The sequence below is a fragment of the Nitrospirillum viridazoti CBAmc genome, from assembly GCF_000730165.1.
Lineage (GTDB): Bacteria > Pseudomonadota > Alphaproteobacteria > Azospirillales > Azospirillaceae > Nitrospirillum > Nitrospirillum viridazoti.
Map to the genome: position 1 here is coordinate 74,484 of NZ_CP022110.1, position 14,569 is coordinate 89,052.

Below are 14,569 nucleotides of genomic sequence, written 5' to 3' on the forward strand. Positions count from 1 at the left end.
CGATGCCTCGGGGGCAGAGGGTAGGGGCAAGGGATAGGGGAACGCGGGAACCAGGGCGCAGCATCGCGAGCCCACCGGCGCTTGTCCAGTGCCACGCTCATGCCTGTTAACCAGGCCTGGATTGCCTATAATTTATGCAATTGCTCCCACTTTGTGGGCGGCGAACCGTATTTGGCATCATCCTTTGGCAGGTTGTGCGTCAAAAAGCGGCGGTGGTACGGCGGATTACCGCCCCGCCGCCTTCTACGCTCACCCCCTTTCGGGTTAGACGCGACAATCTTGTGAATACGGCACGCTTCTTGAAGAACCGGGCGCCCAACAGGGCCCGCCGACCGGCGCCGCCTATCCTACACGGGGTTCTCCGGAGCCCCGGCCTTCGAGGACTACCGATGAAGCTCGTGGTGGCGGTGTTGAAACCGTTCAAGCTGGATGAAGTGCGTGAGGCCTTGGCGGATATGGGGCATCTGGGCGTGACGGTCAGCGAGGTGCGGGGCTGTGGCCGGCAGCAGGGCCGGACAGAGATCTACCGGGGGGCGGAATACGCCATGAACTTCCTGCCCAAGGTGAAGATCGAGGTGGCGGTGCCCGACGACCAGATGGAAAGCGTGGTGGAGGCGATACAGGCCACGGCCAACACCGGCCGCATCGGCGACGGCAAGATCTTCGTCATGACCATCGCCGACGCGGTGCGCATCCGCACGGGCGAGCGGGGTCAGCCCGCCTTATGAATATGCCGTGACGCCCCTGGGACGCCCTGGTCCGCTTTTCATCGAGTTTCTAAGCATTTAGGGGCAAATCCACGGATTCTAAGGCGCTTTCCGGGCCGGGGTCGGGGACGCCGAAACGCTGTGGGCCTTGTGGGGGCGGGGCCCGGCGGCTAATATCGGGCCATCTTCCCGATATGTCCGGACACGATTTTTCCCATGGAACTGGCGGCCGACCCCCGGCTTTCCGTCACGACGCACCCGGTTGTTGGGGGCCCGACCGTGGGGCCGTCCCTGAACGCCCGCCTGGGCGGGCTGTCGGACTATCCCTTCACCCGGCTGGCCGCGCTGCTGGTTGACGTGACGCCGCGCAGCAACACCACCCCGCTGATGCTGTCCATCGGCGAGCCGCAGCACGAACCGCCGGCCCTGCTGGCGCAGGCGCTGGCCGCGGCCCCCCTGGCCGACTGGGGCAAATATCCGCCCACCATCGGCACGGCCCCCTTCCGCGCCGCCGTGCACGGCTGGCTCTGCCGCCGCTATGGCCTGCCGGCCAGCTTCGTGGACGTGGATAAGGGCATTTTGCCCGCCACGGGCACGCGTGAGGCGTTGTTCCAGGTGGCCTTGCTGGCCACGCCGCAGCGGAAAGACGGTCGCCAGCCCGCGGTGCTGATCCCCAACCCCTTCTACGCCGTGTACGAGGGGGCCGCCGCGCTGGCGGGGGCGGAGCCGGTATTCATGCCCGCCACCCGTGAAACCGGCTTCCTGCCCGACCTGGACGCGCTGTCGCCCGACCTGCTGGCCCGCACGGCGCTGATGTATCTGTGCACGCCCAGCAACCCGCAAGGGGCGGTGGCGGATTTGGCGTACCTGAAGAAGGCCATCACCCTGGCCCGCGCCTACGGCTTCGTCCTGGCGCTGGACGAATGCTATGCTGAGATCTGGGACAAGGCCCCGCCCCCCGGCGGGTTCGAGGCGGCATTGGCCCTGGAAAACGATGGGGCCGGCCAGGGGCAAGCGGGCCAGGGAACTGCCAACCTGCTGGTGTTCAACTCCCTGTCCAAGCGGTCCAGCGCCGCCGGCCTGCGGTCCGGCTTCATCGCCGGCGATCCCGCCCTGATCCAGGCCTTCACCCGCCTGCGCAGCTATGCCCTGGCCGGCAACGCCCTGCCGGCGCTGGCCGCCGCCGCCGCGCTGTGGGGCGATGACGCACACGTGGAGGAGAACCGGCGCCTCTACCGCCAGAAGATCGACGCGGCGGAGGCGGCGCTGAAGGGCCGTTATGGCTTCTATCGCCCGGCTGGCGGCTTCTTCCTTTGGCTGGAGGTGGGCGACGGCGAAGCCGCGACCCGAAAGCTGTGGGGGGAGGCTGGCGTGCGGGTGCTGCCCGGTGCCTACTTCACCCGCTCCGAACCGGACGGCAGCAACGCTGGCCGGCCCTTCATCCGCGTGGCCCTGGTGCACGACACTGAAACGGTGGCCCGCGCCTGTGAGACGATAGCCCGGGTGCTGGGATGACCAGCACCGGGCGCACCCGGTTTTCGGCCTGACATAAAGTTGCCTGATACCGTGTTTACTCCCTGGAACCGCCCTGCGCCCGAAGGGGCAACGGCACCGATTCCGACATTTGACCCACGCCCGTAAGTTTTCAGGAACGAGCGACGGCCCATGACGACCCGCCTTGCCACCACCCCCGGTTCCCGGGGCAACCGCGATCCCCTGTCCTCCGGCCCCGCGCCCACCGGCCCGGGCAAGCGCCGGCGGGGCAGCCTTTTGCCCGAGGGCGCCTCGCAGTTCCTGATGCGCCGCGCCACCGAGGTGGGCGGCCTGTGCGTGGTGCTGCTGGCCCTGGCGCTGGCCGCCATCCTGTTCAGCTACGACCCCAACGACCCCTCCTGGAACACGGCCGGCCCCCACACCGCCGTGCACAACGTGGCGGGGGCGTTCGGCTCCTATACCGCCGACGTGCTGGTGCAGTCCTTTGGCCTGGCTGCTTATCTGCTGGCGGTCATCATCGCCGGTTGGGGCGTGCGCATCCTGCGCCATGATCCGCCCAGCTTTTGGGCCGGACGCATCGCCGCCGGCCTGTTCGCCATCACCCTGGCGGGCGTCTCGCTGGGCGGTATCTCGGCGCCCTTCGGCGGTGGCGCCGGCGGCAACGCCGGCCGCGTCATCGTCACGCTGGTCGGCCGTTTCATCGCCAGCCACCTGGGGTGGAGCAGCCCGGTGGTGCTGGGCCTGGTCATGGCGGTCGCCACCGTGGCGCTGATCGTCATGGCCCTGGGCGTGCCCTTCTACCAGGCCTTCGCCGCCGTGGGCGCCACCTACGGCTTCCTGCGCCGGGCCGGCCAGTGGCGGCCCGCCCTGAAGCCCAAGCCCGCCTCCGTCCGCCGTGGGCCCGAACCGGCCTATGAGCCGGAAGACGAGGCGTATGAGGAGTATGCCGAGGAAACGGCCGCCCCCGCCGGCGGCCTGGCCGGGCGCCTGCGCGCCGCCGCCGGTTCCGCGCTGGAGGGCGGCATCGGCAGCCTCAGCGGCATCGCCGGGGGTCTCAAGGGTGGCCTGGCCGACACGCTTAGGGGCCTGTCGGCGCCCAAGCGGGCTGCGTCGGCGCCCCGCCGGGAACCCGGCTTCGGCGACGGCACGCGCCGCGAACCCAGCCTGTCCATCCCGCCGCTGGATCGTCCCGCCGACCGCGAACCGCCGCGCGATGGCGAATTGGCCGTGGAGGGCGAGGCCGCCCCCCGCCGGCCCTTGGCCACCGTGGTGCCGCCCAAGGCCAAGCCGGTGGAGATCGCGCGCAAGGCGCCGTCGCCGGTGCAGTCCAGCCTGGACCTGGAACCCGACGGGCCCAGCGAATACGAATTGCCGCCGGTGGACCTGCTGCAGTTGCCCGACCTGTCGGTGCGCAGCCCGGGCGTGAACGAGGAAGGCCTGCGCCAGAACGCCCAGCTGCTGGAGGGCGTGCTGGACGATTTCGGCGTGAAGGGTGAGATCGGCAAGGTCCACCCCGGCCCCGTCGTCACCCTCTATGAACTGGAACCGGCGCCGGGCACCAAATCGTCCCGCGTCATCGGCCTGGCCGACGACATCGCCCGGTCCATGAGCGCCGTGTCCGTCCGCGTGGCGGTCGTGCCGGGCCGCAACGTCATCGGCGTGGAACTGCCCAACGCCAAGCGGGAAACCGTCTACCTGCGCGAACTGCTGGAGGCCGATACCTACGACCGCAGCCAGCACAAGCTGGCCCTGGTGCTGGGCAAGGATATCGGCGGCCAGCCGGTCATCGCCGACCTGGCCCGCATGCCCCACCTGCTGGTGGCCGGCACCACCGGCTCGGGCAAGTCGGTGGCCATCAACACCATGATCCTGTCGCTGCTCTACCGGCTGCCGCCGGAGAAATGCCGCTTCATCATGGTGGATCCCAAGATGCTGGAACTGTCCATCTACGAGGGCATTCCCCACCTGCTGGCACCGGTGGTGACCGACCCGAAGAAGGCGGTGGTGGCCCTGAAGTGGACGGTGCGGGAGATGGAGGACCGCTACCGCGCCATGTCCAAGCTGGGCGTGCGCAACATCGACGGCTACAACATGCGCCTGCGCGAGGCGCGCCAGAATGGCGAGACGCTGACCCGCCGCATCCAGACGGGCTTTGACCCCGACACCGGCAAGCCGGTGTTCGAGGACCAGCCCGTCGACCTGACGGAACTGCCCTATATCGTCGTCATCGTGGACGAGATGGCGGACCTGATGCTGGTGGCCGGCAAGGACATCGAGGCCGCCATCCAGCGGCTGGCCCAGATGGCCCGTGCCGCCGGCATCCACATCATCATGGCGACGCAGCGCCCCTCGGTAGACGTGATCACCGGCACCATCAAGGCCAACTTCCCCACCCGCATCAGCTTCCAGGTGACCTCCAAGATCGACAGCCGCACCATCCTGGGCGAACAGGGTGCCGAACAGCTGCTGGGCCAGGGCGACATGCTCTACATGGCCGGCGGCGGCCGCATCACCCGCGTCCATGGCCCCTTCGTCCGCGACCAGGAGGTGGAGGACGTGGTGAAGTTCCTGAAGGCCCAGGGCGAGCCCAACTATGTCGACGCGGTGACGGAGGAAGACGACGCCAGCCCCTTCGATGAGGATGGCGGTTCGGGTGGCGGTGCCGGGGGCGGCAACGCCAGCTCCGGCGACGACCTTTACGACCAAGCGGTGGCCGTGGTCTGCCGCGAGGGCAAGGCCAGCACCAGCTTCATCCAGCGTCACCTGCGCATCGGCTACAACAGCGCCGCCCGCCTGATCGAGCGTATGGAGCAGGAAGGCGTGGTCAGTCGCGCCAACCACGTCGGCAAGCGCGAGGTGCTGGCGCGCAACATCGACGACCATGAGCGTGTGAACTAAGGTGGCGGCTGGGGGTGTACGCGCGGCGTACGCCCCCTCCCCTCTTCCGGTCGATTTTTCAACACATTGTTATCGCCACCAAAATTCCGCCTTAAAGCGCGGTCTATCCTGAAGGCACCATGATCCGCCGCACCGCCCTCGCCGCTCTCATCGCGCTCGCCTCCGTCGCTCCCCTGGCCCTTCCCGGGATCGCCGCCGCCAAGCCGCCCACCCAGTTCACCGACGAGGACAAGGCCAAGCTGACGCAGGTGGAGACCTACCTGAACGGCATCCAGACGCTGAAGTCGCACTTCCAGCAGGTGAACCCCGACGGCAGCCTGGTGCGCGGCACCTTCCAGCTGAAGCGGCCGGGCAAGATGCGGATCGACTATGACCCGCCCAACAAGAACTTCATCGTCGCCGATGGCCATTTCGTCTATTTCTGGGACGCCGAGTCCAAGGAACAGTCCAACGCCCCCATCGGCAGCACCATGGCGGACTTCATCCTGCGGCCCGACCTGCACCTGTCCGGCGACGTCACCGTCACCTCCATGGACGACAGCGCCGGTGTGCTGGAGGTGACGCTGGTCCAGACCAAGGATCCCGGCCTGGGCCGCCTGACCCTGATGTTCCAGGAACAGCCCTTCGGCCTGAAGAAGTGGCGGGTGCTGGATGCCCAGGGGACCACCACCGAGGTGGCGCTGCTGGATCCGCAGACGGGCGTCAGCCTGGATGACAACCAGTTCTATTTCCGCGATCCCAGCCGCCGCAAGGAGCGCGACTGATCCCTTGCCGGCGGCCCATTCCAAGGAGGGCTTAGCGATGACCCGTTTGCCTGTTGTTGGCGTATCCGCCGACTACCGCACCCTGGGCCGCCATCCTTTCCATGTGGTGGGCGACAAGTATGTGCGCGCCGTGTCGGATGGCGCCCACGCCCTGGCGGTGCTGCTGCCCGCCCTGGGTGACCGGTACAACGCGGCGGAGGTCGTGTCCCGTCTCGACGGCCTGTTGTTCACCGGCAGCCCCAGCAATGTGCACCCCGATCGCTACCAGGGCCCGCTGTCGGAACCCGGCACCCTGCATGACCTGGCGCGCGACGCCACCACCCTGCCCCTATACCGCGCGGCGCTGGACGCCGACCTGCCGCTGTTCGCCATCTGCCGCGGCCTGCAGGAACTGAACGTGGCCCTGGGCGGCACCCTGCACCAGAAGGTGCAGGATGTGCCCGGCCTGATGGACCACCGCGATGACGAGACCCAGCCGCTGGAGGTGCAGTACGGCGGCGCCCACGCCGTGGACCTGGCCCCTGATGGCCTGATGGCCCGCTTCACCGGGCGCGAACGCATGACCGTCAATTCCCTGCACCAGCAGGGCATAGACCGCCTGGCCCCCGGCCTGGTGGTGGAGGCGACGGCCCCCGACGGCCTGATCGAGGCCGTGCGGGTCGAGGGCGCCACCTTCGCCCTGGCCGTGCAATGGCACCCCGAATGGCGCTTCTGGGAAGACCCGGCCTCCGTCGCGCTGTTCAAGGCTTTCGGCGACGCGGTGCGGGTACGGGCTGCCGCCCGCGAGGGCTGAGTTCCGCACTTGTTCCAGCGGCGGGCGACGGGTACACCCTGTGTTTCCCCGTCGCTCAAGAGGCCGCCTTGCGTATCGTCACCTGGAACATCAACTCGGTGCGGCTGCGCCTGGACATGGTCCTGCGCCTGGTTGACGACTACGGCCCCGATATCCTCTGCCTGCAGGAAACCAAGGTCATCGATGACGCCTTCCCGCTGAAGGCGCTGGCGGACCGGGGCTATGTCCATGCCCATGTCCGGGGGATGAAAAGCTATAACGGTGTGGCCATCCTCTCCCGCCTGCCGCTGTCCGGCACGGGCGGCGCACTGTGGTGCGAGCGGCAGGATTGCCGGCATGTGCAGGCGGAGCTGCCAGGTGGGATCGAGCTGCACAACTTCTATATCCCCGCCGGCGGCGACATCCCCGACCCCGACCTGAACGACAAGTTCCGGCACAAGCTGCGCTTCCTGGATGAGTTGGCCGCCTGGGGCGAGGCGTTGGAGGACCGGAGAAAGCCCCGCATCCTGGTGGGGGACCTCAACATCGCGCCCTTGGAAAACGACGTCTGGTCCCACCGCCAGCTGCTGAACGTCATCTCCCACACCCCCATCGAGGTGGAGAAGATGGATGCCATGATGCAGGCCGGGGAGTGGGTGGACGCCGTGCGCCATTTCCTTCCCGCGTCGGAGAAGCTCTACACCTGGTGGTCCTACCGTTCCGCCGACTGGGGCCTGTCCGACCGCGGTCGACGCCTGGACCACATCTGGGTCACCCCGCCCCTGGTGCCGCGGCTGCTGGGCTACACCGTGCTGCGCGAGGCGCGCGGCTGGGGGCCCAAGCCATCGGACCATGTGCCGGTGATGATCGATCTGGATGTGTGAAGCGGCGGCGGGAGGTGCGGCCGCATATTAACTATTAGGCCGCGACTGCGGCCGCCGGAGCTTTCTGGGGAGCCGCAGGCGGACTGGAAAGCGAGGATAGCCGAGCGGCCGGATGACCGCGCCCGACGCCTGAGGGAACCGCTAAACCGTCACGTCCAGCATCTGGCCGCGCCAGGGGTGGGCGCTGCTGCGGGCGCGGACGGCGTTGGCGCCGGTGTCGGTCGCCTGGCCCGTGTCGGTGCCGCTGCGGTTGTCCTTACTGCCTTCAGACTTGCCGGTCGGCTGCGCCGCGGTGGCCGTCTGGGTCGCCACCGGCTTTGCCGACCCTTGCGCACCGGCGACGGCCGCCAGGAACGACGGGTTCTGCGTCGGCGACTGCTGCTGCGGCGTCAGCACCGGGGTCGGCACGGCCTGGGCGATGGTGGGCGGGACAATCATGCGAATGACTCAACGCTTTCCTTAAGGATGAGTCAATACGCGCCGACGGCGTAAATAAGCGGGCAGTCATGCGGCGGCAGTCGGGAGTCCTGCAGGCAGGCAAACCCGGAATACAGACAATTTTACTTAATTTGGCATCTATGTCTTGTCTTCAGCGGCCCTTGCTTCAGCCGAAGGTGTAGTGCACCTCGACGATGCCAGGGTCGTCCGGATAGTCGGTCTGCTTGAAGCCCAGGTCGCGGCACATCTGCAGCATGGTGACGTTCTCCCGCAGCACCTCGCCGAACACCTCGCGGATGCCGCGGGTGCGGGCGTAGTCCAGGATGCGGGTCATCAGCAGATAGCCCAGGCCCTTGCCCTTCATGTCGCTGCGCACCAGCACGGCGTATTCCGCCTTCTCATTGTCCGGGTCGGCGGTGATGCGCACGGTGCCGAAGATGGCCTCGTCGCCCGGGCGCAGGTCCGACCCCTCGGCCGGTGGCGGTGCCGGGTCGGGGGCGATGGCCACCAGGGCCATCTCGCGGTCATAGTCGATCTGGGTCAGGCGGGCGGCCATGGCGCGTGACAGCCGGCGCATGGGCGCGAAGAAGCGCAGGCGGATGTCCTCGATGGCGGTGCGGGCGATCATGTCGTGGATCAGCGGCTCATCCTCCGGCCGTATGGGCCGGATGAGGAACTCGCGCCCATCATGGATTTGGACATGCTGCTCCAGCCGCTTCGGATAGGCGCGGATGGCCAGGCGCGCCGCCCCCGGCTCCAGCGGCGGCGCCACGCGGATGCGGGCGTCCAGGGCCATGACGCCGTCCGCCCCGGCGTACAGCGGGTTGATATCCAGTTCCTGGATCTCGGGGAAGTCGATGACCAGCTGCGACACCTTGTTCAGGGTCAGGGCGATGGCGGTCAGGTCGGCCGGCGGGCGGTGGCGATAGCCCTGCAGCAGCTTGTGCACGCGGGTCCGGGCCATCATCTCGCGCGCCAGGTTCATGTTCAGCGGCGGCAAGGCCAGCGCCTTGTCCTGCACCACCTCCACCTCCGTGCCGCCCTGGCCGAACACCAGCACCGGGCCGAACAGCCGGTCGTCCGCCATGCCCACGATCAGCTCCACGGCCCCCGGCATGTGGGCCATCTGCTGCACCGTGAAGCCTTCGATGCGGGTGCCGGGGGCCGCCGTGCGGATGCGGGCCAGCATGGCCTCCGCCTCCAGCCGCACCTCGTCGGGCGCCAGGTTCAGGGCCACACCGCCCAGGTCCGACTTGTGGGTGATGTCGGGCGACAGGATCTTCAGGGCCAGCCGGCTGTTCCGGCCCGGCATGGCCAGCCTGCGGGCGGCCGCCTCCGCTTCCTCCGGGTTGGCGGCGGTCACCGTCTCCACGACCGGGATGCCATAGGCGCGCAAGACCTGCTTGGCCTCGTATTCCGACAGCCAGGCGCGGCCCTCGGCCAGGGCCTGCTCGATGGGCACCCGGGCCGCCACGCCGTCGTACACGAACTGATCCGGCACGGTGGACGGCACCTCCATCAGCTCATCCTGGTTCCGGCGGTAACGCACCAGGTGCATAAAGGCGCGGATGGCCTCGTCCGGGGTCTGATAGCTGGGGATGCGGTTGGCGGCGAACAGGCGCCGCGCCTCCACCGCCGCCCCTTCGCCCAGCCAGTTGGCCAGCACGGGGAAGCGCTTGCCGCGCAGGGTGTCGATGACGGCGCGCGCCGCCTCACCGCTGTCGGCGACGGCGGTGGGGCAGTTCATCACCAGGATGGCGTCGCAGCCCTTCTCCTCCAGCAGCACCGCCAGGGCGTCGGCGTAGCGCTTGCCGTTGGCGTCGCCCAGCAGGTTGATGGGGTTGCCGTGGCTCCAGGTCGGGGGCAGCAGGTTGTCCAGCTTGGCGATGGCCTCGGGCGACAGCTGGGCCAGGCGGCCGCCCTGCTCGATCAGGCTGTCGGTGGCCAGCACGCCCATGCCGCCGCCGTTGGTCAGGATGGCCAGGCGGTCGCCCTTGATCTGCACGCCGGTGGCCAACGTCTCCACCGCGTCGAACAGTTCGCTCAGCTCCCCCACGCGCAGCATGCCGGCGCGGCGGAAGGCGGCGTCGTAAATGGCGTCGGCCCCGGCCAGCGAGCCAGTATGGGAACTGGCGGCGCGCGCCGCCTCGTCCGACCGGCCGGCCTTGATGACGATGACCGGCTTGGAGCGCGCCGCCGCGCGGGCGGCCGACATGAACTTGCGGGCATGGGCGATGGCCTCGACATACAGCAGGATGGCGCGCGTGTGCCCGTCCTGGGCCATGAAGTCCAGAAGGTCGCCGAAGTCGACGTCGGCCATGCCGCCCAGCGACACCAGGTGGGAAAAGCCGATGCCGCGCGGCGTGGCCCAGTCGACGACCGAGGTGACGACGGCGCCGCTCTGCGCCAGCAGGGCGATGTCGCCCCTCAGCGGCGGCACGTGGACGAAGCTGGCGTTCAGGCCGTTGCCGGGCGCCATGACGCCCAGGCAGTTGGGCCCGACCACGCGCAGCAGATGCGGCTTGGCGGCGTCCAGCACCTGTTGCTGCAGGGCCTTGCCCGCCTCCCCCAGCTCGGCGAAGCCGGCGGTGATGACCACGGCGGCTTTGGTGCCGCGCTCGCCCAGCTGGCGGATCAGCTCCGGCACGGTGGAGGGCGGGGTGCAGATGACGGCCAGGTCCGGCACCACGGGCAGCGACGCCACGTCGGGATAGGTGAGCACCCCCTCGATCGAGCGTTCCTGCGGGTTCACCGGCATGATGGGCCCGTCGAAGCCGCCGGCGAACAGGTTGCGGGCCACCACCGCGCCCACGGTGTGCGGACGGCGGCTGGCGCCGATCAGGGCGATGGACGACGGCTTGAACAGGTGGTGCAGGTTGCGGATGGTCATATGGCCTTCCTTCTGTCCTCTGCCGTTCCCCGATGCCGGACTGGGCTTGGGGCCGACCATAGCAGCACCCGGTGGCACGGCCATGACATGTCTCAAGCTTTTCGCCAGCCTAGCCGCAACGGCGCCCCCGACCAAGGCTGGTGCGGCACTCCTTGGCGATAGGCGCCAAAGGAAAAGGGGCGGCGCCCTCTGGCACCGCCCCCGATCCAACCCTCAGCGCAGGCCGAACGTTACTTCTGGGCGTTGTAGCGCTCCATGGCGTCGCTGATCATCTTGGCGGCCTCGTCGGCGTCGCCCCAGCGGACGATGCGCACCCACTTGCCCTTCTCCAGGTCCTTGTAGTGCTCGAAGAAGTGGGCGATCTGCTCCACCAGGATCTCCGGCAGGTCCTTGTAGCTGCTGACGTTGGTGTAGAAGCTGTGCAGCTTGTCCACCGGCACGGCCAGGATCTTCTCATCCATGCCGGCCTCGTCCTCCATCAGCAGCACGCCGATGGGGCGCGAGCGCAGCACCACGCCCGGGACCACGGGGGTGTTGCTGACCACCAGCACGTCGGCCGGGTCGCCGTCGCCCGACAGGGTGTGGGGCACGAAGCCGTAGTTGGCCGGGTAGTACATGGCGGTGTGCAGGAAGCGGTCGACGTAGATGGCGCCCGAGTCCTTGTCCACCTCGTACTTCACCGGCTGACCGCCCTGCGGGATCTCGATGACGACGTTGATGTCCCACGGGGCGTTCTTGCCGACCGGGATCTTGCTCATGTCCATGGAAGTTGCCTTTGCGTCACGACAAACGGTTGAACCGTGATGAGGGGTTCGGGGCCCGAAGGGGTGCCCGGCGCGGCGCAGTCTATGCGAGTGCACCTGCGAAAAAAAGCGGGCAAAGGATAGCGGCGGCGGATGGACGCCCATGCGGGAACGCCCATCCACAACCGCCATTCCCTTCGAAAGCGGGGGCGCCTAGACGCCCGCCACCAGCTGGCGCAGGTCGGCCTGCGAGCGCGCGCCGTAGTGGCTGATGATTTCGGCCGCGCAAATGGCGCCCATGGTGCCGCAGGCGGCCATGGCGCGGCCCCGGGTGTAGCCGTAGAGAAAGCCGGCGGCGAACAGGTCGCCGGCGCCGGTGGTATCCACCACCTTGGCCACCGGGGCGGCCGGCACGGTGACGATCTCATCCGGCGTGACGATGACGGCACCCTTCTCGCTGCGGGTCAGCGCCGCCACGGCCACCTGGCCGCGCACCGCCTGTACCGCCTGATCGAAGTCGGTGCCGTAAAGCGCGGTGATCTCCGCCTCATTGGCGAACAGCACGTCGACATGCCCGGCCACCAGATCGCGGAAGCTGTCCAGGTGGCGGTTCACGCAGAAGGCGTCGGACAGGGATAGCGACACCTTGCGGCCGGCGCCATGGGCGGCCGACGCCGCCTTCAGGAAGGCCTCCTTGGCGGCCGGCGGATCCCAGAGGTAGCCTTCCATGTAGGTGACCTGGGCCGAGGCGATCAGCGCCTCGTCGATGTCGGCCGGGGTCAGGCGCACGGCGGCGCCCAGGTAGGTGTTCATGGTGCGCGCGGCGTCCGGCGTCACCAGGATCAGGCAGCGGCCGGTGGGCGTGCCGTCTGCCAGGTCGGTGGTGACGAAGCGCGAGCCCACCGCCTCGATGTCATGGCGGTAGACCTGGCCCAGCTGGTCGCCCGCCACCTTGCCGATGAAGGCGCCCTTGCCGCCCAGCATGGCGATGCCGGCCATGGTGTTGCCGGCGGAACCGCCCGACATCTCCATGCCCTGGCCCATCTTGGCGTACAGCGCCTCGGCCTCGGCCGTGTCGATCAGGCGCATGCTGTTCTTGTCCAGGCGGTTGTCCGCCAGGAAAACGTCGGTCGTCTGCGTGATCACGTCGACGATCGCGTTGCCGATCCCAACCACATCCAATTCAGCCGTCACTTAAAATCCTCCGGATCGGCAAAAACTTAGGGCCGCAGTATAGAGATGGGGCCGCTTGCGGCAAGCGCGGGGGCATACTACCTAGGATGCTGAGATGATCCGCGCCCTGTTCCGCACCCTTGCCCAAGCTTTCGATCCCGCCCTGCTGCGGGTGATGGCGCGTTCCTTCATCCTGACGCTGCTGTCGTTCATCGTGCTGGGGGTGGCCGTCTCCTGGGGGCTGGACCGCCTGCATCCCACGGGCAAGGCCTGGCTGGATCCCCTGGTCACGGTGGCGGGCGCCCTGGGTGTCGTGGCGCTGGCCTGGTACTTCTTCCTGGTTGTGGTGGCGGCCATCGCCGGCATGCTGCTGGAACCGGTGGCCCGCGCCGTAGAGCGTCGGTGGTACCCCACCCTGCCGCCGCCCCGCGACGCCGGCGTGGTGGAAGAGGCCGCTATCGCCCTGCGGTTCACAGCCCTGCTGATCATCGTCAACGTCGCCGTGCTGCCCTTATGGCTTTTGCCGCCGGTGGGTGCCGTGGCCTATCCGCTGGCCAACGGTTTCTTGCTGGGGCGGCAGTATTTCGACCAGGTGGCGGTGCGCCGCATGCCCCCGGACCAGGCGCGTCTACTCCGTCTGCGCTATAGGGGGCGAATTTTTTGCGCAGGCCTCATTATTGCCTTTATTTCCTTGCTGCCTGTTGTGAATCTGTTCGCGCCGGTTCTGGCGACGGCCTTCATGCTCCACCTGTTCGGCGGGTTCCTGCCCACAGGCGGAACGCGAAGTCCGCTGCCGGTCGCACCCCGGGCGAACTCATAAAAAGAACGACCTTCAACGACCTGTCCGGTCCCGAGTTGGGCTGGGCCGGCCGCGCGACACGAAGATTTGGGGACAACGCCGATGTTCCGACGTAACCGACCGAACCTGGGCCCCGGTGGCGACCCGGCCAAGCCGGCCGACCTTCGCACGCCTGTTCCGGTGGCTGAGCCCACGCCCCCGGCCTCCCCGGCCGTGGAACCCGTTTCCGAACCGGAGCCTCCATCCAATCTGGCCGCGGCCAGCAGGGGGCCCTTAGACAAGGGGATCGATATGCAGTTCAAGACGCCGACGCCCGGCCCCACACCGACGCCGGGTCAGCCTTCGCTTGGCCTGGGGAACAGCGGCCTTGGGGGTGGCGGCGGCTTGGGCGCCGGCGCTACGCCGGTGCCGGCCACGCCCGCTACTCCGGCGCCGGCCGGCGCGGCCACCGGTGGTTTTCGTAGTGACATTCCGCGCCGTGTCGTGGAAATTCCCGGCACGCCGCCCCGGCGTGTCGCCCCCACCGGTACCGAAGGAAATGCCCCCTTGCCTACCAACGACATGCGCAAACTGATCGTCGGCCGTGAGATTTCCCTGTCCGGTGAAATCGCCGCCTGCGACATCCTGGTGGTGGAAGGCACGGTGGAAGCCAAGCTGCGCGAGGGCCGCGCCATCGAGGTGACCGACAGCGGCCTGTTCAAGGGCTCGGTCGAGATTGACGAGGCCGACATCGGCGGTCGTTTCGAAGGCGATATCTCCGTGCGCGGCACCCTGCGCGTCCGCTCCACTGGCCGCATCCAAGGCAACATCCGCTACGGCGTGCTGGAAGTGGAACAGGGCGGCCTGCTGGTCGGCACCATCGAGACGCTGACCGGTGAGTCCCGGGCCCGTCCGGTGAAGGAAGTCGAGGCCGTCGTCGCCGAGGGTGCCGAGGCGTAAGCCTTCAGCCAACCCAATTTCCGCGGGCCAGTCCCTGCCGGGGCTGGCCCGTTTCATTTCCGGAACGA

12 protein-coding genes are annotated in these 14,569 nt (G+C 68.4%); 8 read left to right on the forward strand and 4 right to left on the reverse strand.

Annotated features, from left to right (window positions below):
- The first annotated feature begins 389 nt into the window (after positions 1 to 389).
- The 6 genes from Y958_RS00375 (at position 390) to xth (ending at position 7,519) form a co-directional block, all read left to right on the forward strand.
- Entirely contained in the window at positions 390 to 728 is a 339-nt protein-coding gene (locus Y958_RS00375) for a P-II family nitrogen regulator (RefSeq protein ID WP_004272636.1), read from the forward strand.
- A gap of 195 nt (positions 729 to 923) precedes the next feature.
- Positions 924 to 2,222 (forward strand): aminotransferase class I/II-fold pyridoxal phosphate-dependent enzyme, encoded by a 1,299-nt coding sequence (locus Y958_RS00380; protein WP_088870459.1) that lies wholly within the window; start codon positions 924 to 926, stop codon positions 2,220 to 2,222.
- A gap of 150 nt (positions 2,223 to 2,372) precedes the next feature.
- The gene (locus Y958_RS00385) at positions 2,373 to 5,099 is read left to right on the forward strand and encodes a DNA translocase FtsK (protein WP_088870460.1); all 2,727 of its coding nucleotides are present in this window, start codon (positions 2,373 to 2,375) and stop codon (positions 5,097 to 5,099) included.
- 119 nt (positions 5,100 to 5,218) lie between these two features.
- The gene (locus Y958_RS00390) at positions 5,219 to 5,863 is read left to right on the forward strand and encodes a LolA family protein (protein ID WP_088870461.1); all 645 of its coding nucleotides are present in this window, start codon (positions 5,219 to 5,221) and stop codon (positions 5,861 to 5,863) included.
- 37 nt (positions 5,864 to 5,900) lie between these two features.
- Entirely contained in the window at positions 5,901 to 6,656 is a 756-nt protein-coding gene (locus tag Y958_RS00395) for a gamma-glutamyl-gamma-aminobutyrate hydrolase family protein (RefSeq protein ID WP_088870462.1), read from the forward strand.
- A gap of 68 nt (positions 6,657 to 6,724) precedes the next feature.
- A complete protein-coding gene (gene xth / locus Y958_RS00400) occupies positions 6,725 to 7,519 on the forward strand; it encodes an exodeoxyribonuclease III (protein WP_186291202.1) in 795 nt (264 codons plus the stop codon).
- Between the two features lie 141 nt (positions 7,520 to 7,660).
- Here xth and Y958_RS00405 read toward each other — a convergent pair whose 3' ends face one another.
- The 4 genes from Y958_RS00405 to Y958_RS00420 all read right to left on the reverse strand — a co-directional run bounded on the left by Y958_RS00405 (position 7,661) and on the right by Y958_RS00420 (position 12,784).
- Entirely contained in the window at positions 7,661 to 7,957 is a 297-nt protein-coding gene (locus Y958_RS00405) for a hypothetical protein (protein ID WP_004271342.1), read from the reverse strand.
- 166 nt (positions 7,958 to 8,123) lie between these two features.
- Positions 8,124 to 10,847: a bifunctional acetate--CoA ligase family protein/GNAT family N-acetyltransferase gene (locus Y958_RS00410; protein WP_088870464.1), complete on the reverse strand. Its 2,724-nt coding sequence runs from the start codon at positions 10,845 to 10,847 to the stop codon at positions 8,124 to 8,126.
- A gap of 230 nt (positions 10,848 to 11,077) precedes the next feature.
- Entirely contained in the window at positions 11,078 to 11,611 is a 534-nt protein-coding gene (ppa, locus tag Y958_RS00415) for an inorganic diphosphatase (protein ID WP_004271346.1), read from the reverse strand.
- 192 nt (positions 11,612 to 11,803) lie between these two features.
- A complete protein-coding gene (locus Y958_RS00420; RefSeq protein ID WP_088870465.1) occupies positions 11,804 to 12,784 on the reverse strand; it encodes an adenosine kinase in 981 nt (326 codons plus the stop codon).
- A 94-nt stretch (positions 12,785 to 12,878) separates the two neighbouring features.
- Between Y958_RS00420 and Y958_RS00425 the strand changes: the two genes are divergently transcribed.
- The gene (locus Y958_RS00425; protein ID WP_088870466.1) at positions 12,879 to 13,583 is read left to right on the forward strand and encodes an EI24 domain-containing protein; all 705 of its coding nucleotides are present in this window, start codon (positions 12,879 to 12,881) and stop codon (positions 13,581 to 13,583) included.
- A gap of 270 nt (positions 13,584 to 13,853) precedes the next feature.
- Positions 13,854 to 14,501: a bactofilin family protein gene (locus Y958_RS00430; protein WP_088870467.1), complete on the forward strand. Its 648-nt coding sequence runs from the start codon at positions 13,854 to 13,856 to the stop codon at positions 14,499 to 14,501.
- The last annotated feature ends 68 nt before the right edge of the window (positions 14,502 to 14,569 follow it).

Coding starts and splice junctions, on each gene's coding strand:
- Y958_RS00410 (WP_088870464.1), bottom strand. CDS start 10,847: ATGACCATCCGCAACCTGCACCACCTGTTCAAGCCGTCGTCCATCGCC.
- Y958_RS00405 (WP_004271342.1), bottom strand. CDS start 7,957: ATGATTGTCCCGCCCACCATCGCCCAGGCCGTGCCGACCCCGGTGCTG.
- ppa (WP_004271346.1), bottom strand. CDS start 11,611: ATGGACATGAGCAAGATCCCGGTCGGCAAGAACGCCCCGTGGGACATC.
- Y958_RS00390 (WP_088870461.1), top strand. CDS start 5,219: ATGATCCGCCGCACCGCCCTCGCCGCTCTCATCGCGCTCGCCTCCGTC.
- Y958_RS00395 (WP_088870462.1), top strand. CDS start 5,901: ATGACCCGTTTGCCTGTTGTTGGCGTATCCGCCGACTACCGCACCCTG.
- Y958_RS00385 (WP_088870460.1), top strand. CDS start 2,373: ATGACGACCCGCCTTGCCACCACCCCCGGTTCCCGGGGCAACCGCGAT.
- Y958_RS00425 (WP_088870466.1), top strand. CDS start 12,879: ATGATCCGCGCCCTGTTCCGCACCCTTGCCCAAGCTTTCGATCCCGCC.
- Y958_RS00380 (WP_088870459.1), top strand. CDS start 924: ATGGAACTGGCGGCCGACCCCCGGCTTTCCGTCACGACGCACCCGGTT.
- Y958_RS00430 (WP_088870467.1), top strand. CDS start 13,854: ATGCAGTTCAAGACGCCGACGCCCGGCCCCACACCGACGCCGGGTCAG.
- Y958_RS00375 (WP_004272636.1), top strand. CDS start 390: ATGAAGCTCGTGGTGGCGGTGTTGAAACCGTTCAAGCTGGATGAAGTG.